Annotated in this window: 24 protein-coding genes and 2 pseudogenes; 8 read left to right on the forward strand and 18 right to left on the reverse strand. The window is 69.2% G+C overall.

Features of this window, described 5'->3' with window-relative positions:
* Positions 1-286: 286 nt before the first annotated feature.
* Positions 287-1321, forward strand: a complete 1035-nt coding sequence (locus tag HZS55_RS11835) for a sensor histidine kinase (RefSeq protein ID WP_179907869.1) — start codon at positions 287-289, stop codon at positions 1319-1321.
* A 68-nt stretch (positions 1322-1389) separates the two neighbouring features.
* On the opposite strand, the gene HZS55_RS11840 is transcribed toward HZS55_RS11835, so the two are convergent.
* Positions 1390-2544 (reverse strand): acyl-CoA dehydrogenase family protein, encoded by a 1155-nt coding sequence (locus HZS55_RS11840; protein WP_179907870.1) that lies wholly within the window; start codon positions 2542-2544, stop codon positions 1390-1392.
* A 195-nt stretch (positions 2545-2739) separates the two neighbouring features.
* On the opposite strand from HZS55_RS11840, the gene HZS55_RS11845 reads away from it, so the two are divergent.
* Complete coding sequence (locus HZS55_RS11845; RefSeq protein WP_179907871.1) at positions 2740-3627, forward strand: hypothetical protein; 888 nt, start codon at positions 2740-2742, stop codon at positions 3625-3627.
* A 67-nt stretch (positions 3628-3694) separates the two neighbouring features.
* Here the strand turns inward: HZS55_RS11845 and HZS55_RS11850 are convergent, their stop codons facing one another.
* Positions 3695-4297: a chemotaxis protein CheC gene (locus tag HZS55_RS11850; RefSeq protein WP_179907872.1), complete on the reverse strand. Its 603-nt coding sequence runs from the start codon at positions 4295-4297 to the stop codon at positions 3695-3697.
* A 131-nt stretch (positions 4298-4428) separates the two neighbouring features.
* Positions 4429-5118 carry an O-methyltransferase gene (locus HZS55_RS11855; RefSeq protein ID WP_179907873.1) on the reverse strand — a complete coding sequence of 230 codons (690 nt, stop codon included), beginning with the start codon at positions 5116-5118 and terminating at the stop codon, positions 4429-4431.
* A gap of 149 nt (positions 5119-5267) precedes the next feature.
* On the opposite strand from HZS55_RS11855, the gene HZS55_RS11860 reads away from it, so the two are divergent.
* The gene (locus HZS55_RS11860; RefSeq protein WP_179907874.1) at positions 5268-6641 is read left to right on the forward strand and encodes a cytochrome P450; all 1374 of its coding nucleotides are present in this window, start codon (positions 5268-5270) and stop codon (positions 6639-6641) included.
* Positions 6642-6696: 55 nt separating this feature from the next.
* On the opposite strand, the gene HZS55_RS11865 is transcribed toward HZS55_RS11860, so the two are convergent.
* Together HZS55_RS11865 and HZS55_RS11870 are read right to left on the reverse strand one after the other, a co-directional pair.
* Positions 6697-7260 carry an NUDIX hydrolase gene (locus HZS55_RS11865; protein WP_179907875.1) on the reverse strand — a complete coding sequence of 188 codons (564 nt, stop codon included), beginning with the start codon at positions 7258-7260 and terminating at the stop codon, positions 6697-6699.
* 68 nt (positions 7261-7328) lie between these two features.
* Positions 7329-8279, reverse strand: a complete 951-nt coding sequence (locus tag HZS55_RS11870) for a mechanosensitive ion channel family protein (RefSeq protein WP_179907876.1) — start codon at positions 8277-8279, stop codon at positions 7329-7331.
* A gap of 151 nt (positions 8280-8430) precedes the next feature.
* Here HZS55_RS11870 and HZS55_RS11875 point away from each other — a divergent pair.
* Positions 8431-8904 (forward strand): annotated as a pseudogene (locus HZS55_RS11875) (redoxin domain-containing protein).
* Positions 8905-8944: 40 nt separating this feature from the next.
* Here HZS55_RS11875 and HZS55_RS11880 read toward each other — a convergent pair.
* The 8 genes from HZS55_RS11880 to HZS55_RS11915 form a co-directional block, all read right to left on the reverse strand.
* Positions 8945-9253: a hypothetical protein gene (locus tag HZS55_RS11880; protein WP_179907877.1), complete on the reverse strand. Its 309-nt coding sequence runs from the start codon at positions 9251-9253 to the stop codon at positions 8945-8947.
* 135 nt (positions 9254-9388) lie between these two features.
* Positions 9389-10924 (reverse strand): NADH-quinone oxidoreductase subunit N, encoded by a 1536-nt coding sequence (locus HZS55_RS11885; protein WP_179907878.1) that lies wholly within the window; start codon positions 10922-10924, stop codon positions 9389-9391.
* The gene (locus tag HZS55_RS11890; protein ID WP_179907879.1) at positions 10918-12534 is read right to left on the reverse strand and encodes a complex I subunit 4 family protein; all 1617 of its coding nucleotides are present in this window, start codon (positions 12532-12534) and stop codon (positions 10918-10920) included. The genes HZS55_RS11885 and HZS55_RS11890 overlap by 7 nt, the downstream gene beginning before the upstream one ends.
* A complete protein-coding gene (gene nuoL, locus HZS55_RS11895) occupies positions 12534-14630 on the reverse strand; it encodes an NADH-quinone oxidoreductase subunit L (protein WP_179907880.1) in 2097 nt (698 codons plus the stop codon). The genes HZS55_RS11890 and nuoL overlap by 1 nt, the downstream gene beginning before the upstream one ends.
* A gap of 1 nt (position 14631) precedes the next feature.
* On the reverse strand, positions 14632-14937 hold the full coding sequence (gene nuoK / locus HZS55_RS11900) for an NADH-quinone oxidoreductase subunit NuoK (RefSeq protein WP_179907881.1): 306 nt from the start codon (positions 14935-14937) through the stop codon (positions 14632-14634).
* A complete protein-coding gene (locus tag HZS55_RS11905) occupies positions 14937-15341 on the reverse strand; it encodes a hypothetical protein (protein WP_179907882.1) in 405 nt (134 codons plus the stop codon). The genes nuoK and HZS55_RS11905 overlap by 1 nt, the downstream gene beginning before the upstream one ends.
* Positions 15338-15607 carry an NADH-quinone oxidoreductase subunit J gene (locus HZS55_RS11910; RefSeq protein ID WP_179907883.1) on the reverse strand — a complete coding sequence of 90 codons (270 nt, stop codon included), beginning with the start codon at positions 15605-15607 and terminating at the stop codon, positions 15338-15340. Before HZS55_RS11910 ends, HZS55_RS11905 begins: the two co-directional genes overlap by 4 nt.
* A 264-nt stretch (positions 15608-15871) precedes the next feature.
* Positions 15872-16156, reverse strand: coding sequence for a DUF7520 family protein (locus HZS55_RS11915; protein ID WP_179907884.1), 285 nt, complete (start codon positions 16154-16156; stop codon positions 15872-15874).
* A gap of 267 nt (positions 16157-16423) precedes the next feature.
* Here HZS55_RS11915 and HZS55_RS11920 point away from each other — a divergent pair.
* Positions 16424-16824 (forward strand): annotated as a pseudogene (locus HZS55_RS11920) (VOC family protein).
* A 56-nt stretch (positions 16825-16880) separates the two neighbouring features.
* Here HZS55_RS11920 and ctaD read toward each other — a convergent pair.
* From ctaD to HZS55_RS11935, 3 genes are all read right to left on the reverse strand, one after another.
* Positions 16881-18731 carry a cytochrome c oxidase subunit I gene (gene ctaD / locus HZS55_RS11925; RefSeq protein WP_179907885.1) on the reverse strand — a complete coding sequence of 617 codons (1851 nt, stop codon included), beginning with the start codon at positions 18729-18731 and terminating at the stop codon, positions 16881-16883.
* 263 nt (positions 18732-18994) lie between these two features.
* On the reverse strand, positions 18995-19240 hold the full coding sequence (locus HZS55_RS11930) for a DUF6684 family protein (protein ID WP_179907886.1): 246 nt from the start codon (positions 19238-19240) through the stop codon (positions 18995-18997).
* A gap of 120 nt (positions 19241-19360) precedes the next feature.
* Positions 19361-19768, reverse strand: a complete 408-nt coding sequence (locus HZS55_RS11935) for a DUF7541 family protein (RefSeq protein ID WP_179907887.1) — start codon at positions 19766-19768, stop codon at positions 19361-19363.
* A 215-nt stretch (positions 19769-19983) separates the two neighbouring features.
* Here HZS55_RS11935 and HZS55_RS11940 point away from each other — a divergent pair, with 215 nt between their 5' ends.
* Positions 19984-22926 (forward strand): DUF7527 domain-containing protein, encoded by a 2943-nt coding sequence (locus HZS55_RS11940; protein WP_179907888.1) that lies wholly within the window; start codon positions 19984-19986, stop codon positions 22924-22926.
* A gap of 19 nt (positions 22927-22945) precedes the next feature.
* On the opposite strand, the gene HZS55_RS11945 is transcribed toward HZS55_RS11940, so the two are convergent.
* Positions 22946-23251 (reverse strand): hypothetical protein, encoded by a 306-nt coding sequence (locus tag HZS55_RS11945; RefSeq protein ID WP_123533187.1) that lies wholly within the window; start codon positions 23249-23251, stop codon positions 22946-22948.
* Between the two features lie 293 nt (positions 23252-23544).
* Between HZS55_RS11945 and HZS55_RS11950 the strand changes: the two genes are divergently transcribed.
* Positions 23545-24930 carry an adenylosuccinate synthase gene (locus tag HZS55_RS11950; protein ID WP_179907889.1) on the forward strand — a complete coding sequence of 462 codons (1386 nt, stop codon included), beginning with the start codon at positions 23545-23547 and terminating at the stop codon, positions 24928-24930.
* A 203-nt stretch (positions 24931-25133) separates the two neighbouring features.
* Complete coding sequence (locus HZS55_RS11955) at positions 25134-26243, forward strand: glutamate-cysteine ligase family protein (RefSeq protein WP_179907890.1); 1110 nt, start codon at positions 25134-25136, stop codon at positions 26241-26243.
* A gap of 112 nt (positions 26244-26355) precedes the next feature.
* On the opposite strand, the gene HZS55_RS11960 is transcribed toward HZS55_RS11955, so the two are convergent.
* Positions 26356-26535 (reverse strand): hypothetical protein, encoded by a 180-nt coding sequence (locus HZS55_RS11960; RefSeq protein ID WP_179907891.1) that lies wholly within the window; start codon positions 26533-26535, stop codon positions 26356-26358.
* Positions 26536-26550: the final 15 nt, after the last annotated feature.

The following is a 26550-nucleotide window of genomic DNA, read 5'->3' on the forward strand; positions in this document are numbered from 1 at the left end:
CCGTGAACGAAACGAGGACTGGACCCGACTAAAGCGTTTTCACTCCGTCACCGCTTAATAATCGTGAAGGTTGGATACGGGCCGTCTCGCGCCTGAACTCGGCCGGGGGTGACAACGGCATGCATAGCGCGTCTCCCTCGTATGTCTGCCTCCGAACCGATTTGAGGAGAACTCCGTTCTCTATATCCGAACCGGCGGCATATGTCGACACCTCGTCATTCGGTGGCGCTTTCAGCGTCGATTCTCGGGCGACCAGACTTTTGTAACGGTCGACCAACCGACGTGTATGATTCGACGAACGCTCGCGGTCGGAAGCGTCGCGCTGACCGGTGTGGCGCTGGTCGTCGGGGCGGTGTCGAACGCCGCCGGGGCGGAGGGAAACGGCGTCGCGCTCGCGCTGGTGGCGCTCGGGGCGGTGCTGGGCGTCGCCATCCTCGCCGGCGCGGCGTACCTCTACCGCAGCGACGTGGCCACCGCGCACACGGCGCGGATCGCCGGGTGGAACCTCCTCGGAGTCGCGCTGCTGGGCGTGATCCTCGCGCTCGCCCGCGCGGCGCCCGGGGTCTCGATCCCGGCCTACGTCGTCGTCGACGTGCTCGGCGTGAGTTCTGTCGCGCACCTGCTCATCGGGTACAACGACGTGCGCCGCATCCGGGCGGAGGAACTCGCCCGCCAGCGCCGTACGCTCGCGGTCGTCAACCGGCTCACGCGCCACAACCTCCGCAACCGGACCCAGATCCTCACCGGCCACGCCGTGGCGCTCGCCGAGGAACTGGACGACCCCGCCCACCGGCGAGCCGCCGAGACCATCCGCGACACCGCCCGCGACCTCGCGGAGATGGACGGGGAACTGGAGACCATCCAGACCGCGCTCAACGGCGACTCGCCGGACCGATCGGTCGGCCTCTCCGCCATCGTCGAGGACGTGCTCGGCCCCTACCGCGAGTCCCACCCCGACGGCACTTTCCAGGCCGACGTGCCCGACGGGTTTACCGTCTACGGCGACGAGCAGCTGCGGACCGCGGTCGAACACCTCGTCGAGAACGCGGTCGAACACGGCGGGTCGGACCGGCCGTACGTCCGCGTCGCCGCCGAGACCGACGGCGACAGCGCCGAGATCCGCGTCTCGGACCGCGGTCCCGGGGTCCCCGACGACGAGGTCGCCGTCCTCGACGGCGACCGCGAGATCTCCCAGCTCGAACACGGGTCCGGGCTGGGCCTGTGGGTCGCGAAAACGGTCGCCGAACGCCACGGTGGCGACCTCACCATCGAGAACGGCGACCGCGGCGCGACCGTCTCGCTCAGCGTCCGGGCCGCGTGACTGGGCGTCCGGGTGTCGCGCCCCACCGTTCGTGCGGGCGGCAGAAACGTTCGGTATCGGGAAAGGCGCTACTTCGGCGCCTGGTTGTACACGAGGTTGCGCTGGATGTCGTTGGCTCCCTCGTAGATGACCGGCACGCGCACGTCGCGGTAGACTCGCGCCACCCGGCGTTCGGTGAGCACGGACCGACCGCCGTGGAGCTGCATCGCCTTCTGGGCGCAGTCGTTGGCCGTCTCCGTCGCCTTGAGCTTCGCCATCGCCGCCCAGAAGCCGGCGTCGTCGCTCCCGGCCACCTGGTCGGCGGCCCGCCAGGTCAGCGCCCGAGCGGCCTCGAACTCCGTCCGCATGTCCGCGAGCTTGTGCTGGACGGCCTGGAACTCGTCGACCGAGCGGCCGAACGCCTCGCGGTCGTGGACGAACTCCCACGCCTCCTCGATGGCCGCCGCCGCCATGCCGATACCGTGGCCGCCGACGATCACGCGACCGTGGTTGAAGAACTCCGCGAGCATGTAGAAGCCCGCGCCCTCGACGCCGATCAGGTACTCCTCGGGGACCCGACAGTCCTCCAGCGTGAGATGGGCCTGCTTCGACGCCCGGAAGGCCATCTTCTCGGGGATGTGCTCGGCGTTGTATCCGTCGGTGTCGGTCGGGACGACGAACAGCGAGTAGTTGCCGTACCGGTTGTCCTCGTCGTCACCGGTCTTCGCGTAGACGGTCACCCAGTCGGCCTCGACGCCGTTGCCGATCCAGTACTTCTCGCCGTTCAAGACGTACTCGTCGCCGTCTCTCTCGGCGGTCGTCGCCATCCCGGCGAGGTCGCTGCCCGTCTCGGGCTCGGAGACGGCGAGACCGGTGATCTCCTCGTTCTCGGCGACGGGCCGGAGGAACTCCTCCTTGAGGTCGTCGTCGCCGTGCTCCTCGAGGATCTCGGCGCCGAAACTCGCCAGCTGGAGCGTCAGCGCGATGCCGGCGTCGGCGCGGTAGAACTCTTCGGCGATGGCCAGCACCTGCTCCAGCGAGAAGCCCTTCCCGCCGTACTCCTCGCCGATGTCCTGGGCGACCAGCCCGGCGTCCATCCCCGCCTCCAGTACCTCCGTCGGGTACTCGCCGGACTCGAAGTACGCCTGGGCGTTCGGTGCGATGTGCTCGGCCGCGAACTCCCGGGCCTGCCGTTTCACGTCGTGCGCTTCCTCGGGGACCGGCCGTTCGTCAAGCAGTTCCATACCCGCGTCACGGACCGCGAACGCATATACCCAGTGGCACGACGATAAACGAGTTGAGAGTTTCTCCCCCGGTCGGACCGCGGACCCGCGTCCACGGGGACTTTTGCCGAGGGACCACAACGGGCGGGCGTGACTCCGTCGCTCGGTCCCGTCGTCGGTAGTCGTCGGGCGATACGGCCGGTCGAAGTCGTGGTGGTGGGGCAGTCGCGAGGCGTCGGCGACTGGTTCGCGACGATGTTCAGCCAGCCCCTGGAGGTCCACGCATTCGTGCTCGGGGCGTTCGTCGGCGGCATCCTCGCGACGGTGTCGACCAGCGGGCGCCCGCGGACGGCGCTGGTGGCGACGCTGGGGGTGTTGCTGTTCACCTTCGGCGCCTTCGAGACGGTGTTGTGCCGGGGGACGTTCGCCGCCTGTCGCCACGTCCGGTTCAAGCCGTGGTACTTCCTGGCCGGCGTCTTCCTCGCGCAGTCCGTGGGGCTCGGCGTCCTGCGACGAGCGGTCGCGGAGCGACCCGACCTGCGGACCGAGCGGGGCGCGACGACGCTCGCGGGCGCGATCGTCGCCGTCTTGCTCGTGCTCGCGACCACCTCGCTCGCGGCCGGCCGACCCGCCCACCCGGTCACCGGGCTCGCGACGGTCGGCGGGTTCGCGGGGTCGGTCCTCGGGTTCAGCGCCTACCAGTGGAGCCGCCCGGGGGGCGGGACGGGCGGCTACGTCGCGGCGGTCCGGCGAGTGGTCGGTCGCGACGTCGAGGCGTCGGCACTGTTCGTCGCCGCGGGGACCGTCTTCGGGTTCGGCTACCCTCGGCTGTTCTGGGAGGTCGGCCGGGCGTTCGGCCCCGGCGGCTTCCCGCTCGGCCCGGTCACCTGGGTCCGGTCCGGCGTGGCCTCGGTCGCGCTGTACGTCCTCCCCGCGCTCGCGGCGACGGTCGCCGCCGCCTGGCTCCGCGACCGCCGCGACGAGCGGCTCGACGGCGGGCTGGTCGCGGCCGTCGTCTTCGGCTACGCGACCTACGCGGCGTGTCTCGCCCTCGCGACCGGGCTGGCGGCGACCGTCTGGTTCCGGGTCGTCCCGGTCTGGTAAGCGCCCGCGAGCGCCGCGAGGGAGGGCAGCCGCTCGACCGGCCGAACCGGTCGGACGACCGGGCGGGTCAGACCTCGATCTGCTGCATCAACTCGACGAGTTCGTCGAGTTCGGGGAAGGTGTACACCTTCACGTCGACGTTGGAGTCGGGCGCCTGGACGTGCGAGTCGAACATCAGGGCCATGTCGCTCTCGCGGTCGCCGACGAGGTCGTCGACCATCCCGGACCCGGGACCGAAGATGAACGAGGGCGGACCGATGTCGATAGTGGTGTCGAGGACGTTCGCCCAGCCGTCGATGAAGCCGCTGGTCATGATGTTGCCGATCTCCTGGATCGCCGACCGCTCCATGTCGGTGAACCCGCTCGCGTTCGGGTCCGTCTCGCCCATGTCGCCGATCATCCCGTGGGAGAGTTCCTTCGCGCTCCCGGCTTCGAGCAGAAAGAGGATGTGGCCGTGGGGCGGTTCGACCATCTCGATGCTGATGCCGATCTGCTCGGCGTGGCCCACGTGGGTCTTGATGTCCGGGATGTCGATGAAGTTGATCTTGGTGATCTCCATCTCCGTCTCCATCCCCGTCATCTGGCTGAGGTGGTCCGCGACCGTGTTCCCGCCCTCCTTGGCCATCTTGTTGAACAACCCGAGTTTCCGGATATCTATCTTCAGACTCATTGGCGACCCTGCGAGGTGGGCAGGCGTTTCGACCCGACCCACATAAGCGGTCCCCCCCGATTTTCGCGAGCGAGACTCGGCGGCCGTCGCCGATGGACGAACGGCCGATACGGCGTCCCGGCCGCGTCGGTTCAGTGCTCGCGCTGGCTGACCGCGACGCCCTCGCCGAGCGGCAACAGCGTCGTCTCGAAGGCGTCGTCGTCGGCGACCGTATCGAGGTAGTCCGCGATCCCCTCCGTCATGCCGTCCATCGCCGACCGGTCCGCCCCATCCGCGGCCCCGCCGTCCTCGAAGTACGCTCGCAGGTCGCCGGCGTCGATCGAGCCGCCGGCGACGGCGTTGTCGGCGGCGACGATCCCGCCCGGCGCCACCTTCTCGCGGACGGCCTCGAACGCCTCGGCGTAGCGCTCCTTCTGGCAGTCGATCAGCACCACGTCGAACGGGCCGTCGTACGCATCGACCGTCTCGATGGCGTCGCCGTGTTCGAAGGCCGCGCGGTCGGCGAGGCCACCGCGGTCGAGGTACTCCCGGGCTTGGTCGAGCTCGTCTTCGTCGATCTCGGTGAGGACGACCTCGCCGTCGGCGGGCAGTTCGCGCGCGAACCAGTACGCCGAGTAGCCGAAGCCCGAGCCGAACTCGAAGACCCGCTCGGCGTCGGCGAAGCGGGCCAGCATCGCCAGCCAGCCGCCGACGGCCGGCCCGACGTAGGGGAACCCCTCGTCGCGGGCCTGCGCGCCCATCTCGTCGAGTGTCTCGTCGGACTCCGGACCCAGCGCGGTCGCGTACGATTCGAGGAACTCCGATATCACGTAATCGGCCATAGTTCGGCTTCGACCGCCGCTCGGATAAAGCGCCGCCGCCGCGGCCAGACGTTCCGGGATCGCCCGTCGGGCGCCTCGCCTCCGCCGCGGGACCGGCACGGTCCCTCGGTCGTCGAGAGATTCATACCGATCCGACCGTAACCTCGGACATGTCAGACACTCCGCCGGGACCCAAGGGCGAGCCGCTGTTCGGGAGCAGTCGGCGCTACGCCCGGGACCCGTTCTCGTTCATCTCCGCGCTCGAGGAGACCTACGACGACGTGGTCAACTTCGATATGGGGCCGATGGAGACGTACATGGTCACCGACCCCACAGACGTCGAGCGGATCCTCGTCTCCGAGGCCGATTCCTACCGCAAGCCGGACTTCCAGAACGACGCGCTGGGCGACCTGCTCGGCGACGGACTCCTCCTGAGCGAGGGCGAGACCTGGGAACGCCAGCGCGAACTCGCGAATCCGGCGTTCCGGATGTCACGACTGATGGGGATGGCCGACCGCGTCACGAACCACGCCGAGTCGATGGTCGACGCGTGGGAGCCGGGCGACACCGTCGACGCCGAGACGGAGATGGCCCGCGTGACCCTGAACGTCATCCTCGATCTGATGATGGGCGTCGAGCTCTCCGCGTCGCGGGTCGACACCGTCCAGAACCAGCTCGACCCGCTCGGGCGGCGCTTCGAGCCCGACCCGCTCAGATTCGCGATGCCCGACTGGGTGCCGATGCCCGGCGACGAGGAGTTCGAGACGGCGGTCGCCGAACTCGATTCGGTGCTCGACGACATCGTCGCGGCGCGGCGGGGCGACGGCGGGGTCCGCGGCGTCTCGACGGTGGTCGACTCGCCAGCGGCGGACGACGGCCCGCCGATGGACTTCCTGTCGGTCCTCCTGCGCGCGCAGGACCGCGGCGAGCAGTCCGCCGAGCTGCTCCGCGACGAGATGATGACGATGCTGCTCGCGGGCCACGACACCACCGCGCTGACGCTCACCTACACGTGGTTCCTGCTCTCGGAACACCCCGAGGCCGAACGCCGCGTCCAGGCGGAAGTCGACGAGGTCCTCGACGGGGACCGTCCGAGCATGGACCACGTCCGGGAGTTCGAGTACCTTGACTGGGTGATCAACGAGGCGATGCGGCTGTACCCGCCCGTGTTTACGATCTTCCGTGAGCCCACCGAGCCCGTGGAACTCGGCGGCTACCGCGTCGACGCGGGGTCGACGCTCATGCTCCCCCAGTGGGGCGTCCACCGTTCGGGCCGGTACTGGGACGACCCGGAGGCGTTCGACCCCGGGCGGTTCAGTCCCGAGCGCCGCGACGATCGGCCGCGGTTCGCCTTCTTCCCGTTCGGCGGCGGCCCGCGCCACTGCATCGGCAAGCACCTCTCGCTGCTGGAGGCCAAACTCATCGTCGCCACCGTCGTCTCCGAGTACGAACTCGACTTTCAGGGGGAGACGCCGCTGGAACTGATGCCGTCGCTGACGATGCATCCCCGGCAGACGATGGAGATGGAACTCGTCGAGCGCTGACGCGGTCCGCCGAGCCGCACCGGGCGCCTACTCCGTGCGGTCGAGCGCAGGTCGCCTACTCCGTGCGGTCGAGCGCCGCCCGCCCCTCCTCGACCCACCACTCCGGACGCTTGTACGACTCCGGCCAACTGGTCAGCAACCGGTCGTCGGCCGCCGCGAGTTCGGCGGGCGTCCAGAAGCGGGCTTCGGCCACCTCGTCGTCCGCCTCGGGGGTCCCGGACACGTCTCCGTCGTCGACGGCGTAGCAGAGATACGTCTTCTGCACGTCGCCGAACTTCGCGAACGTCCGCGCGTCGAACAGCACGAGGTCCCCGGGGTCGACAGTCAGCGTCGTCTCCTCCGCCAGTTCGCGAGCCCCAGCCACGTCGGGGTCTTCGCCCGCTTCGACCATCCCGCCGGGCGTTCCCCACAGGTCCCGGTCGGCCGCGTCGACCTTCACGAGGAGGAGGCTCGCGCGTTCCCCCTCGCTCGCGCCGTCGAGGACCGCGACCCGCGCGGTCGGGATCGGGTTGTAGAACTCGTACTCGCCGCAGTCGCCGCAGTGCTGGACCGCCGGCGGGTCGACCGGCTCCAGTCGCCCGCCGCAGTTCGGGCAGTAGTCGGGCGGCGTGTTCGGCACAGGGGGATCTCCGGCGGCCGTCCACCTAACGCTACGGGGTCGGGCGCGCGGGCGGCGACCGCCCCGGTTCACCGGTTGCGGCTCACCGGGAACTTCACGCGGTCGGGATGCTCGTTGAACTCGGCGAGGATCCGCTCGTAGAGCTCGTTTTTCGTCCGCTGGCCCCGCCGCGGGTGGACGATGTACCGCAGGCGGAGTTTCACCCACGACCCCTCCTGGGAGACGTTGACCGTCGGCTGGGACTGGACTTCGAGTTCCACGGGCGTCTCGGCCAGTCGCTCGCGGTAGCGTTCGACGCTGCGGGCCATCCCCTCGCCGACCACGTCCTCGGCGACCGCGACCATCCGCTCGCGGGCAAAGGCGAGGTCGGTCTCGTAGGCCACCTCGACGGCCACCTCGTTCCAGACGAACGGGAACTCCTCGCGGGTGAAGTTCGTCACGTGCGCCGAGAGGACGACGGAGTTCGGGACGGTGATCGTCCGGCCCGACGGCTGGTTCGAGGAGACCAGATCGCCGTTTATCTCCCACAGCGTCGTCACGAGGAAGTTCACCTCGACCACGTCGCCCTTCGAGTCCTCGATGGCGACCCGGTCGCCGACCTGGTAGGGGCGGTTGACCATGATGTACACCCAGCCGATCAGCGAGAAGAGCGGCTGCTGGAGCGCGAAGGTGACCGCGAACCCGACGACGCCCAGCGAGAAGAGGACGCCGACCCACTGTTCGGTGACGACGCCGGCCAGTCCGACGGTCCCGATCAGCCCGAAGGCCAACCGGAGGACGTTGCGCAGGTCGTGGCGGCGGCGTTTGCTCTCCGCCCGATCGGTGAGCCAGCCGCCGACCACGCGGTAGGCGCCGTAGGTCGCGAGGACGACCGCGGCCGCCAGCAACCCGGTGACCGCCGCCCGCTCGACCGAGACGCCCCAGACGCTGCCGAACTCGACCGTCGCGGCCGCCACGAACCGACTCGCCACCCCTGCGACCGCCGCAGCGGCCAGCGAGGCCTGCCCGACCCGTCGCATCTGCCAGTCCGCTCGCGGCCCCGTCACTAAGTTCCCAGGGGTCGGCCGCGTCGCCGCGCGCTCGCGGCAGTGCCCGGCTCGCTCCGTCGCGCCGTCGTCGGTAACCCGTTCGGTACGCCTTTTATTCCGCCGGCGTTCCAACCGTCGAGCGATGGTTTCCACTGGCGAATCCGCACCCACGTTCACCGCGACGCTCGGCACGAGCGACCACGAGGACTTCGATCTCGCCGACCACCTCGGCGACGGCCCGGTCGTCCTCGCCTTCTTCCCCGGCGCGTTCACGCCGCCGTGTACCAACGAGATGGTCGCCTTCCAGGAGCGACTCGACGACTTCCGGGGCGCCGGCGCGAAGCTCTTCGGCGTCAGCGCCGACTCGCCGTTCTCCTAGGGCGCGTTCCGCGAGGAGCACGGCATCGAGTTCGACCTCGTCAGCGACATGGACGGCGACACCATCGAGGCCTACGGCCTGACGATGGACATCCCCGACCTGGGCCTGTACGGCAACGCCAACCGCGCCGTCTTCGTGATCGACGACGGGGGGACCGTCGTCTACGACTGGGTCGCCGACGACCCGACCGACGAGCCCGACTACGACGCCGTCCTCGACGCCGTCGAATCGGCCTGAGAACCGCCAAACCCTTTCTCGTCGCCGCCCCGATCGCCGGTCACACCCGCTCGCGCGCCGCCGGCCCGACCACCGGGAACTCGAACGCCGTCCCGTTGTACGCCGTCAGCATCGCCACCACCCAGACGACCGGCACCACGTCGAAGTACAGGAACGGGACGAACAGCGCTGTCGGGAACAGCGCGACAAGCGCGATTCCCAGATAGATGCTCTGGAGCGTGTGGAACGGATCGCGCTCGGCCGGGTCGGTGACGTATCGGATCACGAGCCCGCTCACCGGCATCGCGAGATACGACAGCGCCGCCAGCGTGCGCCTGCTCCGCGCCCGCTGGTCGGCCGCCTCACTCATCGGTCGTCACCTCGGCGCTGGCCAGTTCTGTCACTGGAGAGATCGTTTCGTCCGAAATCGGAAAATTGCTCGGGTTCGGCGGTCGGCGAACGGCGGAGAAGTCGATTGGGAGCCGTCGACCGACGCGCGCGGCGGTCAGCCGAACAGGACGCTCGCGGCGTCGAAGGCGCTCGGCGAGAGGAGGCCGAACGCGGGCAGCAGCGCGAACGTGACGAACGCGGCGATGACGACGGCGGCGTACAGCGAACTCGGGTAGCCGCCCAGGTCGAACTCGCCGTCGGGCTCCTCGATCCACATCGCCTTGACGACCCGGCTGTAGTAGTACAGCGACAGGGCGCTGTTGACGATGAGCGAGGCGGCCAGCAGCCAGGCGCCGCCGTTGACCGTTCCCAGCAGCAGGTAGAGCTTCGAGATGAAGCCGCCGCCGACCGGCAGGCCGGCGAGGCTGAACAGGAAGATGGTCATCGCGGCGCAGGCCAGCGGCGCCTGCTTCGAGAGGCCGTTGAAGTCCTGGAAGGTGCGGCCGACGCCCCAGTACTCGGTGAGCGCGAGGAACAGGAACGCGCCGGTGTTCATGAACCCGTAGACGAGCAGGTGCATCATGCTCGCGCCGAGGACGAGTCCGTTGTCGACGCCCGGCGTGAGCGCGGCCAGTCCGATGAGGACGTAGCCGGCGTGGCCGATCGAGGAGTAGGCGAGCATCCGCTTGACCTTCTCCTGGGTGGCGGCGGCGAAGTTCCCGACGGTCATCGTGACGACCGCGAGGACGGTGACGGCGGTGACCCAGTCGACCATGGGGTCGCCGCCCGCCAGCCCGCCGACCTCGGGGAACGCGGTGAGGAACACGCGGAAGGCGACGACGAACCCGGCGGCCTTCGAGGCCGACGAGAGGAACGCCGACACCGGCGCCGGCGCGCCCTCGTACGCCTCGGGCGCCCAGAAGTGGAACGGCACGCTCGCGGTCTTGTAGGCGAACCCGAGCAGCATCATGATGACGCCGACGCCGAGGATGCCGGTCGGAATCGACGAGCCCGCGGCCAGTGCCTCTGCGACGGCGTCGAGCTGGAGGCTCCCCGTCGCGGCGTAGACGAGGCTGATCCCGTAGGCGAGCACCGACGACGACAGCGCGCCGACGAGGAAGTACTTCAGGCCGCCCTCGACGCTGCCGCGGTCCGTCTTGAGGAACGCGACCAGCGCGAACGACGGCAGGCTGGCGAGTTCGAGGCTGACGAACACCGTCGCGAGGCTGTTGGCCGAGGCCATCAGCGACATGCCCGTCGCGGCCATGATGACCAGCCCGTAGTACTCGGCCTGGTACTCCTGGCCGTCGAGGTAGTCGTAGCTTGCCAGCGTCACCAGCGCGGTCACGCTGCCGACGATGACGACGAAGAACAGGCTCATCCCGTCGACGATCAGCGCGCCGCCGTACAGGTCGATCGCGCCCGAGCCCCGCGGTTGACCGACGCCGAGCACGAGGAAGTACCCGGCGACGAGGAACGACGCGAGCGCGCCGACCGTCGACACGCCCGCGAGGACGGCGTTGGAACTCGTCCCCGGCTGGGGATCGATGCTGTCCACGATGAACAGCAGCATGGCGGTCGCGCCGAAGAGGATCGCCGGCGTCAGCGCGACCCAGTCGGCCACCTGAAAGCCCGCGATGTCGACTACCATAGCCCGACACCTCCCTGGAACAGCGCGCCCGCAGCGTCACCGACCGCCCCGTACGGGACCGCGATGGTAGCCGCTCCGGGCGGGAGGATCGGGTTGACGGCGTCCTGGATCATCTGGTACACCAGCCCGGGGTCCACGCCCAGGGCGATGACCAGCGCCAGGAGCACGACGAGCGGCGCCACGTCGTGGACCGGCGCCCGCGACACGTCGTAGTCCGTGGCGAGGCTGTACTCGCCGAACAGCGTCCGCTGCATCGCCCACAGCAGGTAGCCCGCCACGATGACGATGCCGAACATGCCGGCGGCTGTCACCAGCGGCGCCGCGGGGATGTACGGCGAGGCGAACGCGCCCTGGAAGATGAGGTACTCGGCGGCGAAGCCGGCCATCAGCGGCAGGCCCATGTAGCCGAACGCGGCGGCGACGAGGATGCCGACCGTCCAGGGCATCCGGTCGGCGATCCCGGAGATGTCGCCCACCATCCGGGTGTGGGTCTCGTTGTAGATGACGCCGACCGTCATGAACATCAGCCCCGAGATGAGGCCGTGGGCGACCATCTGGAAGGTCGCGCCGCCGAAGCCGTGCGGCGTGAACGCGACCAGACCCAGGATGACGTAGCCCATCGACGAGATAGAGGAGTAGGCGACGATGCGCTTGAGGTCCTGTTGGGCCAGCGCGAGCATCGCGCCGTAGACGATGCTGAGAACGCCGAAGGCGACGATGATCGCCGCGTACTCGCGCGCGATGTCCTGGAGCATCGTGAAGTTGAACCGCAGCAGGGCGTAGGTCCCCATCTTCAGGAGGACGCCCGCCAGCATGACCGACACCGGCGTCGGCGCCTCGACGTGGGCGTCGGGCAGCCACGTGTGGACGGGGAAGACGGGCACCTTCACCGCGAACCCGGCGAACATCAGCGCGAACGCGACCACCCGGAGCGTCCCGGGCGCGATGCCGGCGACGCTCCCGAGGGCGCCGTCGGTGCGGAGCGCCTGCGCGATGGCGGGCATGTCGAACGTCGAGATGGAGTCGCCCAGCCCGAACACGAGCGCCATGAAGCCGACGAACATGACCAGCGTCGCCACGTTCGTGTAGACGAAGAACTTGATGGCGGCGTACTTCCGGCGCGGGCCGCCCCAGACGCCGATGAGGAAGTACATCGGGACGAGCACGGCCTCCCAGAACACCAGCCACAGCAGGAAGTCCAGCGCGGTGAACACGCCGATGAGACTGGCCTCCATCAGCAGCATCAGCCCGTAGAACTGCGACTGGCGCTCGTCGATGGGCGTCCACGAGCTGACGAGCGCGAGCGTCGTCAGCACGGTCGCCAGCACGAGCAGCGGCAGACTGATGCCGTCCAGGCCGACGTGCCATGCGAGGTCGTAGCGGCCGAGACTCAGCCAGCCGATCGTCGACTCGAAGGCGATATCGCCGTCGGCCATCAGCGCGTTGCCGACGCCGTCGAAGGCCGTGTACATCCACAGCGAGATGCCGACGGGGACGAGGCTCACCGCGGCGGCGAGCTTGCCCGCCCACTCGTCGGGCGAGAGGAAGACCACCAGTGCGCCCAGCAGCGTGGCGCCCAGCAGAGCCTCGACAGGTCCGGCGATGGGCATCAGACACCACCTCCGAGCACGACGAAGACGACCAGCAACAGTGCGAGCGACAGCGTCATCAGCGCCGCGTAGTTCGAGACGACGCCCGACTGGATGCGGCGGAAGCGCGAGCCGGTGAAGAGGCTCACGCTACTGACGCCGTTGACGACGCCGTCGACGACGCCCTGGTCGAACTTGTCCGCGGCCCGCGCGATCGGGACCGTCACGCCCTGTGCCAGCCACACCTGATACTCGTCCTGGTAGTAGTTGTGCATGAGCAGCGTCTTCGCGCCTCCCAGCTTGTCCGTGTGCTCGACCGGCTCGTCGACGCCGTAGAGGCTGCGCGCGAAGAGCACGCCGGCCAGTGCCAGCCCCAGCGAGACAGCCGCCGAAGCGAGCAACGTCGTCGTCTCGCCCAGCGGGTAGCCCGCGGTGACGTGGGCCACGTCGTGCAGCAGTCCCTCGTAGTGGTGCAGCCCCGTCGACAGCGCTTCCGGCCAGCCGCCCTCCTCCGGCCCGTTGACCCACTTGTGGAGGAAGTCGATGTGCAGTCCGGTCAGCTCCGCGACCGGCTTCATGTTGATGAACCCGACCGTCGCGGCGCCGATACCGAGCACGGCCAGCGGCGCCTTGACGTTCCAGCGCACCGGCTCGGGGTCCCGAGCCGTCTCGGAGCGGGCGTCCCCGTGGAAGGTCAGGTAGACCATCCGGAACGTGTAGAAGCCCGTGAAGAACACGGCGAGCAGCCCCATCGCGTACGCGAGGAGATACATCGTCCCGAGCATCCCCTGGCTCCCGAAGCCGTGGATGAGCGCCTCGTAGAGCACCTCGTCTTTGGACCAGAAGCCCGCGAACGGGACGATCCCGGCCAGCGCGAGCGAGCCCGAGAGGAACGTCCAGTAGGTGACGGGCATCTTGTCCTTGAGCCCGCCCATGTCCCACATGTTCTCGTTGTGGTGCATCGCGATGATGACCGACCCGGCGCCGAGGAACAGCAGCGCCTTGAAGATCGCGTGGGTGGTCAGGTGGAAGACCGCCGCGACGTACCCGCCGGAGCCCAGCGCGAGCATCATGTAGCCGTACTGGGAGATGGTCGAGTACGCGAGCACCTGCTTGAGTTCCTGCTTGACGACGCCCATCGTCGCCGCGAACAGCGCGGTGAACCCGCCGATGAGCGCGATGATCGCGAGTGCGGTCGGCGAGAGCAGGTAGAAGCCGTACATGCGTGCGACGAGGTAGACGCCGGCCGCGACCATCGTCGCCGCGTGGATGAGCGCCGAAACCGGCGTCGGGCCCTCCATCGCGTCGGGCAGCCACGTGTGCAGCGGGAACTGGGCGGACTTGCCCACCACGCCGCCGAGCACGAGCAGTCCGAGGATCGTCATCCAGGTCTGGGCGCCGTAGCCGGCGGTGAAGATGTCGGCCTCGCCGTTGAGCGCCATCTCGGCGATCTGCGGGAAGCTCTGCATCGTGCCCGAGGCGGTCTCGACGGGGGCGAACAGGCCCGTGCCGAACGTGGCGAAGATGCCGACCACGCCGACGAGGAAGAAGTAGTCACCGAAGCGGGTGACCAGGAACGCCTTCTTCGCGGCCGACGGCGGGCCGTCCTCGCGGAACCAGAAGCCGATCAGGAGATACGAACAGAGCCCGACCAGCTCGAAGAACATGAACGCCATCAGGATGTTGTTCGAGAAGACAAAGGCGAGCATGCTCGCCGTGAACAGGCCGAGCCCGGCGTAGTAGCGGGGCAGGCCGGTCTCGCCCTCGTCGTTCATGTAGCCCAGCGAGAAGACGTGGACCAGCAGGGCGATGAGCGAGACGATGACGAGCATGAGCGCCGTCAGCGGGTCGACCAGGATACCGAACCGCAGCGTGAGCGCGCCGTCGGCGACGCCGGCGACCCACGTGTAGAGGTTCTCGTTGTAGTACGTCGCCGTGCCGGTGATCCCGGCGACGGTCAGCGCCGTCCAGATCGAGAGGACGAGCGAGCCGGCGGTCGCGAGGATACCGGCCTCGGCGCCGCGCTTCGGCATGTACTGCCCGGCGAACAACGAGACGACGAACGCCAGGAACGGGAGCGCTGCGATCGCGGGAACGAAGTCGAATGCACCTGCCATCTTACCACCTCATCGTAGCCGCTTTGGTCACGTCGACGCCCTCGAAGTTGCGATACAGCACGAGGATGATACCGATACCGACCGCCACTTCGGCGGCCGCCAGCGCCATCACGAACAGCGAGAACACCTGCCCCGTGAGGTTCCCGTAGTGGAACGAGAACGCGACGAGGTTGATGTTCGCCGCGTTGAGCATCAGCTCGACGGACATCAGGAATATCAGGGCGTTGCGCCGCGTCAGGATGCCGTAGACGCCGATGCAGAACACCGCCGCCGACAGCAGGAGGTAGTACTGGGTCGCGATCGCCATCAGTCGTCACCTCCGTCGGTCGTCGCCCGGTCGTCGCCGGTCGCCTCGTCGGTCCGGTCGTCGCCCGTCCGACCGGGGATCCGACGCCCGCCGTCCGTGAGCGCGGTGACGACGCTCTCGTCGTCCTCGCGGCGGGCGAGCATCACGGCCCCGTCCAGCGCCGCGTCGAGCACCAGGGCGATGAGGATAAAGGCGACCAGGAAGCTCTCCGCCGGGATCGCGGCCTGGTCGACCATGTTGAACATCGCGTAGCCGATGCTCGCGACGATGCTACCGTCGGCGAACCCTTCCGGCCGGCCCAGCTCCGCCATGAAGAACACGTAGGCCATGACGGCGAACAGGGCCAGCGCGGCCAGCCCGTTGACGTAGTTCACGTCGGTCGCCAGCCGCGGACGGGAGGTCATGTCGCCACCTCGTCGGGCTGGGTGTCTTTGTCCGTGAGCATGATGGCGAACGTGATGAGGATGAGTACCCCACCGACGTACACCAGTATCTGCATCGCGGCGATGAACTCGGCGCGGAGCATGACGTAGTACACTGCCACCGACAGCAGCGAGACGCCGAGCATCAGCGCCGAGTGCCAGACGTCGCGCACTAACACGACGCCCAGGCTGCTCCCCAGTGTGACTATGGCGAACAGCGCAAACGCGATTGACTCGAGCAATGCCATCGTTGTCTCGAATCTCCTACCGGACGCCCTTTGAAGATTTCTGTATCGTCCCGCGCGTGGCCGCTCACGCGCCCGAAATCGTTAACGATTCGACGCAAACCCCCGGACGACCCCTGTCGAGCCCCCTATCGACGCCCGACGTGTTCGGGTCGCGCCGCTCTCGGCCCCGTTCGGTCGTCCGAGTCGCGCGCCGCGTCGCTCGCGCGCGCTCGAACCCCGTCCGGAGCCGCGTTCGGTCGGCCTGGGTACGCGGCCCGCGCCGGCCTACTCGATCCGGCTCTCGTCGTACCGGGAGACGTACTGGACCGCCAGCAGTAGCACGCCCAGCCCGACGCCGACGGTGGCGACGCCGAACGTCGCCATCCCGAGCGGCGACGCCGGCAGGTCGACGACGAAGAACAGGGTCGGGTCCATGCCCTCGGGGTTGACGTAGCCCAGCAGGGCGCCCATCGTGCCCGCCACGCCCAGCACGGCCAGATACACCGCCAAGACGACGCGCGAGCCCGCGACCCGCCCGCCGAGCGCCAGTCGATCGGTGTTGGCTGTCACGACCGGCGGTTGGGACCGCGGGTGGTTAGCCTTTTCACATCGCGGCCGCTAGGTCGGGTATGAGCGATTTCGACGACGACTCCGGCTTCTCGGAGAAGGAACTCCTCCTGTTCGTCCTCACCGCCATCGCGCTGCTGATGGGCGCCTCGACGTTCGTCCTCGTCATGGGCGGGTAGACGACTCCCCGGCGTCCCCGCCTCCCGGTTCGCGGCGCCCGCGCTCGGTAGTGACCGTGTACTTTTCGTCCGAGTGACCCTATCTGGGCCGATGAAACCCGAGAGAACGCTGGTGACGCTCGGCGTCGACGATATCGACGAATCGATCCGGTTCTATCGGGACGGACTCGGGTTCCCGATTCGGGACCGGGAGGCGGACGGCGACGCGGCTTTCTTCGAACTCGACGGCGCGTGGCTCTCGCTGTACCCGCGGGACGCGCTCGCGGGAGACGCCGCCGTCCCCGACGACGGAAGCGGCTTCTCCGGGGTCACGCTCGCCCACAACGTCCCGAACGAAGCCGAGGTCGACGGGGTCCTCACGGAGGCGGACGCCGCGGGTGGCCGGGTCGTCAAGCCGGCTGGAGAGACGTTCTGGGGCGGATACTCGGGGGACTTCGAGATCCCGACGGCCACCTGTGGGAGGTCGCGTCCCCGGAGCTCACCGACGAGTAAGGGGCTCGGTCGCGTTCGAAACGCTCCGGAAAACGGTCGTTCGGTCGCGGTCGCGCTCAGTTCTCGGCGCCGGTGGAGCCGTCCTCGTCGACGACCTCGCCGCCGCCGGAGCGAGGCTCCGACGAGGTGTCGTTCGCGTCACTCACGACGCCGCCGTCGGTGACGGCTTCCTCCGCCTCACCGCCGTCGGCCAGCGCAGTCGTGATGCGCCGTTCGTGCCACTGGAACTCGCGGCCGTGCTGGTCGGTCTCCTTGAGGTCCCACGGGTCGGGGTCCTCGAGCTTGGGGCCTTCCAGCCAGGACTGCAGCAGGTTCCAGACGAAGATGATCTGGCCGAGCAGCAGGATGATGGCGCCGACGGAGGCGGCCTGGTGCATCAGCGTCACCATGTCCAGCGGCGCGATGGCGTTGTTGAAGTCGTAGGTCGCGTACCGGCGGGGCATGCCGAGGTAGCCGAGGAACAGCATCGCGAAGAACGTGATGTTGGTCCCGATCATCGACAGCCAGAAGTGGGCCTTGCCGAGCGTGCGCTGGTACATCCGGCCCGTGAAGATGGGGAACCAGTAGTAGATGCCGGCGAACCCGGCAAACGCGATGGCGCCCATCACGACGTAGTGGAAGTGACCGACCACGTAGTAGGTGTCGTGGAGGATCTGGTCGACGGGGACCGAGGCGAGGAAGACGCCGGTCACGCCGCCGATGATGAAGTTCGCGACGAAGCCGATACAGAACAGCATCGGCGTCGTCAGTCGGATGCGGCCGTTCCACATCGTCGTGATCCAGTTGAACGTCTTGACCGCGGAGGGTATCGCGATCGCGAGCGAGACGGCCATGAACGAGGCCCGGAGACGCGGGTCGATCCCCGTCGTGAACATGTGGTGGGCCCAGACGCCGAAGGAGAGGACCCCGATGGCCAGCGTCGAGTAGACGACGAACTTGAACCCGAACAGCTTCCGACCGGAGAACTTCGGGATGACGTAGCTGACGATCCCCATCGGCGGGAGGACGAGGATGTACACCTCGGGGTGGCCGAAGAACCAGAAGAGATGTTGCCAGAGGATGGGGCCGCCGCCCTCGCCGACCGCGTAGAACGTCGTCGCGAGGTTGCGGTCGAGCAGCAGCATGACGATGGCGCTCCCCAGCAGCGGGAACGCGAAGAGGATGAGCGCCGACTGGGTGAGGATGGTCCACGAGAAGATGTCGAGGTTCGCCCAGTTGACGTCGTCGTCGCGCTCGGTGAAGATGGTCGCGATGAAGTTGATGGCGCCCATCGTCGCCGAGACCCCCGTCAGATGCAGCCCGAGCAGCATGAGGTCGACGCCGGGGTTGGCCTGTTCGACCGACAGCGGCGTGTACATCGTCCAGGCGGTCTGGGCGCCGGTCATTCCGGGGAGGAAGAAGCCGGCCCAGATGAGGAGGGCGCCCGGCGGGAGCAGCCAGAAGGCGATGGCGTTGATCCGCGGGAACGCCATGTCGTCGGCGCCGATCAGCAGCGGGATGAAGTAGTTCGAGAACGCCGCGATGATGGGCGTCCCGAACAGGAACAGCATCGTGATCCCGTGACTCGTCAGGATAGCGTTGTAGAACCCGTTCTCGAAGACCGCGCCGGTCGGCGCGATGAGCTGCATCCGGATGCCGAACGCCATCAGGCCGCCGACGGCGAACGCGATGACGGCGTAGGTGCCGTAGAGGATGCCGATGTCCTTGTGGTCGACCGTCGTCAGCCAGCGAGTGATACCGGCCGGCTTCTCGCGGTGGACGGTGGCACCGGCGTCGCCGTAGCCGCCGCCACCACCGCTCACCAGCGGCGTATACGAGCGCCAGTCCTCGACCCGTGAGAGAAACGCCGCGACGCCGACGAGGAAAACCCCCATCAACACCGTCAGCGTGAGCTGCGCTGATACCATGCAGGGAACTCGGGACTGGTGCCATATGAATGGTTAGGAAACCCTTCCGCCGAACCTGTTCGCGTGTCCGGATATCGCGTGGAGAATCGTGACGTTCCGTTCGACCGGGTCGGGCGGATTCGCCCGGATGAACGCGGTGGTTCGGGAGCGTACCGAGCGCGAGAACGGACCGTACTCGACGGGAAGGGACCGTACTCGACGGGAAGCGGAGAGCGGTCGGACGACGGTCGGGCGGGGCCGATGCAGCGCGGCCGACGCCGGCTTCACTCGTGGTCGACGTCCATCTCGTTCTCGGCGGTGGAGATGGCCTTGCCGGCGTAGTAGGTGAGGATCACGAGCAGGATCGCCGTGACGCCGACGATGGCGAACTGCAGTCCGGTGACGAGCGGGTCGACGCCCCAGGTCGGGAACAGAACGAACGCGCCGATGAAGAACACGAGGATGCCGAGCGGGATGAAGTTGACCGTCAGGTCCAAGAGCGTCTCGCGGTCGAAGACCTTCTCTGTCATACCACGGGGTTCGGTCAGGCGGCTAAATATACTGTCGGTTCGCGCCGGCGAGCGCGCGATTGTACGGCGAATCCGTTCGGCCCGGTCGGCGACGGCGAACTGGGCCCGGTGGCCGTCCGTTCAGACGCCCTGCTGGGTCCGTCCGACGGCCTGGCTGACGACGCCCGCGGCGACGAGCATCACGCCGGCGACGGCGATCGCGAGGCCGCGGCCGACGACGCCGTTGGGGTCGGTGACGACTTCGAGGAGGCTCACGGACGAGCCGGGGACCTGCGTCGCGACGAGGACGCCGCCGAGCGCCGCGAACCCGACCCCGAGCAGCGCGAGCGTCCGCCAGGGGCGGCGGGCGTAGCCCGACTCGCCGAGGATGCCCGCGACGCTGCCGCCGAGCAGGAGGACCCCGCCGACCGCGAGCGGGAAGATGCCGAGGAAGACGCCCACCTCCGCGAGGGCGAACCCCACCGCCACGAGGAGCGGCCACGGACTGGCCGTCCGATACTGGTCCGACAGTCCCGGTTGCTCTTCCATACCCGCGCTTTGGCCCCGGTCCGTCATAGGTACACCGAACTCCCGCGCACCCGTGCCCGAATATGGTCGGCCGCCCCTCCAGAGGATGCAGTCGGTCGCCGTCCGGAGGGGCGCAATCGGTCGCCGTCCGGAGAGGTGCAATCGGTCGCGCCGGGGGGTCGACGCGCCGGCCGTGGGCGCAAAGTATTTGGTCCGCATGGGGCTTGTCAAACACAATGACCACGCGCGCTGTGGAGCAGTTCGACGAGTGGGAGTCGTCGCCGTTCCGCGACGGCTATCGCGGCCTGCACGACCTGGCCGATTCGGATTTCTCCGGCATCGTGGAGGTCGGCGGCGCCAAGCTCTGTATGCTCAACGGGACGGCGGTCGGCATCCTCGGGGGCGACATCGACGACTTCGAGGGGGCGTCGGGGACCGCCTACGAGGCGCCCTCGCCCGCGCTCCCCCTGCTCGCGCTCATGCAGGAGCGCTCCGAGGAGGTCCGGGGGAAGTACTACTCGGAGGACACGCCGCTCTCCGAGGTCGACGACACGCTCTCCGACGGGGGGTTCACCGGCTTCGTCGAACTCTCGGAGAACGTCCTCAGCGGCGACTACTACGTCGTCTACCACCGCGGCCGCTCGATGGCCGTCGCCTGGGTCGGCAACAGCGGCCAGCTGCTCACCGACGACGAGGCCTTCGAGCGCGCCGACGACGAGGTCGGCATCTTCGCGGTCCACCCCGCGGAGATCGACCCCGTCGAGATCCCCGCGGTCGACGACGGCGACGACGCCGCGGTCGACGACGGTGACACCGCGGCCGCCGCGGGGGGCACTGCCGCAGGAGGCGCGGCCGCGGCCGACGAACCCGAACCCGAAGCCGGCGACGCCGCCGCCTCCGAGGAGCCAGCGACCGGAGCGGAGCCGGGCGGATCGGCGCCGACCACGGGGACAGAACCCGCCGAGACCGACCCCGTCGACACGGATCCGACCCCGGAACCCGGTTCGACCGGCTCCGAACCCGCCTCGGACGGGACGACGGCGGACGCCCCGGACGCGGGGGACGAACGCGCCCGAGACACGGACGGCGTGACGGACGACGAGTCCGGCGGGGGCGCCGCGAACCCGACCGGCGCCGACGGGGACGCGGGCGTCGACGCCGCGGCGACCGACACGGGGGGCGAACCCGCCGAGGGGTCGACGGATCGACGCGAGGCGACCGACCGACGGGACCGGACCGGACGGTCCGACGATCGGGATCGCGCGGGAGAGTCGGCCGGCTCCGACCGCCCACGCGAGAGTGGGCGGTCGGGAGCGACCGACGCGGACCGCGCGGGCGGGACCGACGGGCACGCGACCGACCGGGAGGAGGAGGGTCGTACCTCGTCCGACCGGGAGGCCGACCGACGAGAGCGGACCGGCCGATCCGAGGAACGGCGGGACCGGACCGACCGGACGAGGGACCGAAACGGCGCCGGCGACGGCCGGGCCTCCGAACGTGACTCCTCCGCGCGCAGCGCCGACGCGCGGACGGACCGCGAACCGGACCGCGAGTCGGGCGGCCGCGCGACCCGTGAACCGGACGCCGCGGCGGACCGCGAGGCCGAGGCGAGTTCCGGCCGCGAGGAGTCACCGGACCGCCGGCAACGCGACTCGACGGAGGCGCGGACGGGCGACGCGCGGTCGGGCGCGACCGGTCGGGACCGTGTTCGCGACCGGTCCGGCGGCGCGGCCGATTCGGGCGGTCGGCCGGAGGAGTCGCGCGCGGTCGGCCGGAGCGCCGATTCCGGCGGCTCGGCGGGGGCCGCCGGTAGCCCCGACCAGCTGGAGACCCACTCGATCCCGTCGCTCGACCCCTCGCGGACGACGACGCGCGAGTCCGACGACGGGGGCGCCGCGGCGGCGTCGCCATCGGACGGCTCGCCGGAGACCGCCGCGGCGTCGGCGGTTGAGGACCGCGCGGACGGGTCCGCTTCGCCCGGTCGCGAGCCCGACGACCGGGGGAGCGGTCGAGCCGAGAGCCGGAACCAGGGGGCTTCGACGGGCTCGCCGGAGACCCGCTCGGAGTCCGCGCCGGCCGAACCGCGGACGACGGAGGCGGCGCCGACCGAGTCGCGAGCGAGCGAGCCCGATCCCGGCCGGACCGACGAGCGGGTGGCCGACCTCGAAGACGAGCTCGCCGAACGCGAGAGCGAGATCGACCGCCTGGAGGCGGACCTGGCCGCGGCCGAGTCAGAGCGCGACGACCTGCGCTCGCAGCTGGAGGAGGTGCGCGCCGAGCGCGACGACCTGCAGTCGCGCATCGAGCGCGTCGAGTCCGAGCGCGACGAGCTGGAACGCGAGCGCGACGGGCTGGAGTCGGAGGTCGCGGACCTGCAGTCCGAGGTCGAGCGGCTGGAGACCCAGCTCGCCGACATCGAGGAGGAGTTCGGGGCCGCGGTCGACGCCGAACAGCGGCTCAGCCCGGGCGAGGCGCTCGACCAGACCAACCTCTTCGTCCGCTACGAGTCCAAGGGCAAGCCGACCCTGGAGACGGCCCACGCCGGCGAGGCGAGCCGCCAGGAGGTCGGCGAGAACCTCGGCCTGGAGTACCACACCCAGTTCGACAGCGCGACGGCCTCGGTCGGCGGCCGACCGTTCGACGAGTTCCTCCGCGACACGATGCAGTTCCGCTTCGTCACCTGGGTGATCAACGACCTGCTCTACGAGATCCGCGACACCGGCAAGGTGTCGGCGCTGCAGGATCTGTACGACGCGATCCCGAAGATCGACCGCGCCGAACTCAACGGCTCGGTCAGCACCGAGTACACCGAGGACGGTCAGGAGCGCCGGAGTCAGGAGTCGTTCGACGTGGTGATGCGCGACCGGATGGGCAACGCTCTGCTGGCCGCGAACATGAACGACTCCCGGCAGGCCGCCAGCGAGAGCATGATGTCCGCGCTCGTGACGGCCTCCTCGCACGTCGGCGAGTCCACGGAATCGCTCGGCGCTTCCTTCCTCGTCACGTCGAGTTTCTTCGAGCCGGAGGCGCTGGAGACGGCCGCCGAGGCGACCAGCGGCGGGCTGCTCAGCCGCGACAAACGCGAGAGCTTCGTGAAACTGACCCGCAAACAGGGGTATCACCTCTGTCTCGTCGAGGCGCGAGAGGAGAAGTTCCACCTGGCCGTTCCCGAACTCTAGAACGGCGGATCCGAAAGAATCAGTTCTCGACTTCGGCCGCTTCCTCGATTTTCATCCCTTCGAGCTTCTCGATGATGTGGTCGATCTTGCCGTCCAGGTCCTCGACGAACTCACCTGTCTGTTCGGTCGTGATGGCGCCCTGGCTCGACGGCTCGATGAGGTTCTCCTCCTCGAGGACGCGCAGCGAGTAGCGGACCTTGTGGTGGGGGTAGCCCGTCTCGTTGGACATCTTGACGATCCCGATCGGTTCGTTCTGGATCACCATCCGCAGAACCTGCAGATGACGCTCCAGCATGTCTACTTCCTTCTCAAGTCTGTCTATCATGGCAATTGTTAACTTGTGTTTGAGGGTTTTAAAGGTTGCTGTCGGACCGGGAATCGAAGGAGGGCGGACCGGCTTCGGGTGCCGCGGTATCGTCGAGCGGCCGCGCGACGAGCCACCAGTTTCGAGCTTTACCGTGGTAGCAGTTAACGATTCCGGTCACCGGGGCGGTCGGTCACCGGCGCGAGGTCGGGCGTGCGTCGCAACGACGTACGCGTTCGGTGTCGTCGCCCCCTGCGGCCGGGGCGAGCGCCGGACCGTAATCTGTTTACACCGGCCCACGGAATCTCGGGTGTATGACCGTCACCATCGTCGGTTCGCAGCTCGGCGACGAGGGGAAGGGTGGCATCGTCGACGTGTACGGCGCCGAGGCCGACGTCGTCGTTCGCTACCAGGGCGGCGACAACGCCGGCCACACCGTCGTCCACGAGGGCGAGGAGTACAAGCTCTCGCTCGTGCCGAGCGGCGCGATCCGCGGCAAGGTCAACGTGCTCGGCAACGGCTGCGTCGTCAACCCCCGCACGCTGTTCGACGAACTCGACGCCCTCCGCGAGCGCGGTCTCGACCCCGACGTGCGCGTCGCGGAACGCGCCCACGTCATCCTGCCGTACCACCGCCTGCTCGACGGCATCGAGGAGGAAGTCAAGAGCGAGGACGACGACGAGATCGGGACCACCGGCCGCGGCATCGGCCCGACCTACGAGGACAAGGCCGGCCGCCGCGGCGTCCGCGTCGGCGACCTGCTCGACCCCGAGGTGCTCCGCGACCGCCTGGAGTACGCCGTCCCGCAGAAGCGGGCCTTAGTCGAGGACGTGTACGGCCTCGACGTCGAGGACATCGAGGACCCCGAGGCGCTAAATCTGGAGGCGCTGTACGATGAGTTCGCCGGCCACGGCGAGCGCCTCGCCGAGGAGGACATGACCGTCAACGCCGGCGACTTCCTCGCCGACCGGCGGGCCGACGGCGACAACATCATGTTCGAGGGCGCGCAGGGCACCGTCCTCGACATCGACCACGGTAACTACCCGTTCGTCACCTCCTCGAACCCGACCGCGGGCGGCGCCGCCGTCGGCTCCGGCGTCGCCCCGAGCGTCGTCGGCGACGGCGAGGTCGTCGGCATCGTCAAGGCCTACCTCTCGCGGGTCGGCAGCGGCCCGATGCCGACCGAACTCGGCGGCGTCCCCGGGGACACCCCCGGCTACGACGGCGACCCCGACGACCCCGAGACCGAGCGCGAGGAACTGGCGACCTACATCCGCGAGGCCGGCGGCGAGTACGGTACCGTCACCGGCCGTCCGCGCCGCGTGGGCTGGCTCGACGTGCCGATGCTGCGCCACGCCGCCCGCGTCAACGGCTTCACCGGTCTGGCCGTCAACCACGTCGACACCCTCGCCGGACTCGACGAGGTGAAGGTCGGCCACACCTACCGACTCGACGGCGAGGAGCTCGACACGATGCCTCCGACCACGGAGCGGTGGGCCGACTGCGAGGCCGAGTTCCGCACGTTCGACGGCTGGGAAGAGTGCGACTGGACCGCCGTGGCCGACGAGGGCTACGGCGCGCTGCCCGAGAACGCGAAGACCTACCTGGAGTACCTCGAAGCCGAACTCGACGCCGACGTGTACGCCGTCGGTGTCGGCCCCGGTCGCGAGGAGACCGTCGTCCGCGAACACCCCTTCTGAGTCGGTTCGGCTCCGGACTCCTCGGTCGGTCGGGGCCGGGCTGGACCCGTGCAATATTTTCCGCTCCGCGAAAGCTACTTGTTCCGTCGCGCCGGCGTGCGTATGTGTAGCAAAGGCACACGGAGTCCCGCCGGAGTACCGGACGCCAGAGCACCGACCGGTCGGGCAGTGGTGGGCCGCGACCGGAGTCACGCGAGGATACAGTGTCAGCACACGACTCACCGATACGGCGGAGCGTCGAGGTCGAGTACTGGGTGATAGACGAGGCGGGCCGGCTGACGACGCCGGGGTCGCTCGTCGAGGCGACACCGGGTGCCGAACGCGAGTTCGTCGAGCCGCTGCTGGAGATCAAGACGACGCCCTGCGAGACGACGGCGGCGCTGCGCGACGAGCTCCGCGAGCGCGTGACCGCGGTCCTCGACCGCGCCGACGAGGTCGGGAAGGGGCTCGTCCCGCTCGCGACGCCGGTCCACGCCGAGGAGATCGCGGAGATCCCGTCCGACCGCACGCGCGTCCAGAACCGGGTCGTCGGCTCGGACTTCGAGTACGTCCGCCACTGCGCCGGCACGCACGTCCACGTCGAGCAGCAGCCGGGACTCGCGGTCGACCAGCACAACGCCTTCGTCGCGCTCGACCCCGCGCTGGCGCTGGTCAACTCCTCGCCGTACTTCCGGGGCCAGCGCCTCGCCGCGGGCGCCCGGTCGAAGCTCTACCGCTGGATGGCCTACGACGACCTGCCCCACCAGGGGCGGCTGTGGCCGTACGTCGACGACCGCGAGGAGTACACCCGCCGGCTGGAGCGGCGCTACGAGGACTTCGAGACGGCGGCCATCGACGCGGGCGTCGAACGCCGCGCGGTCGCCCGGCACTTCGACCCCGAGAGCGCCGTCTGGACGCCCGTCCAGTTCCGCGAGGCGTTCTCGACCGTCGAGTGGCGCTCGCCCGACGCCGCGCTCCCCAGCGACGTGGTCCGCCTGGCCGACAGGCTCGCCGCGCTCGTCGGCCGCCTCGACGAGGTCGACGTGCGGATCGAGGGCGACCGCGGCCGGGTCGGTCACGACGAGATCGTCCTGCCGGAGTTCGACGCCGTCATCGGCTACGTCAACGACGCGATCCGGGACGGGATGGCCTCGGAGTCGGTCCGGGCGTACCTCGCCCGGATGGGCTTCGACGTCTCCGCCTACGACCCGGTGGCCCACGAGATAGACGGCCGGGCGACGGTCTCGCGGGACGCGACCCGTGATATCAGGCTCGAACACGCCGACCGACTCGCGGCCGACGTTCGCCGGGTCGGACCGCTCGTCGGCGACTGACCGGGCTGCCGCGGACGACCGACCGCACTGCCGCGGGCGACTGACCGCACTGCCGCGGGCGACTGACCGCACTGCCGCGGACGACCGCGCCGTTCGACCGGCGGACGCCCGCCTACGCGTGGTGGTGGACCCAGTCGGTGAACTCGACGAACGACGAGCCGCCGCAGCCGCCGCAGGACGCCGGCGGCTCGAAGCTGTGGTCGCCGCCGGACTCGTGGATCGGGGTTCCGGCGTGGACGACCTGACACCGCTCGCAGACGTATCGTCTCGGTTCCTCGGGGACGTGTACCATACGAGACCTACCGAC

Source organism: Halosimplex rubrum (assembly GCF_013415885.1).
Taxonomy (GTDB): Archaea; Halobacteriota; Halobacteria; order Halobacteriales; family Haloarculaceae; genus Halosimplex; species Halosimplex rubrum.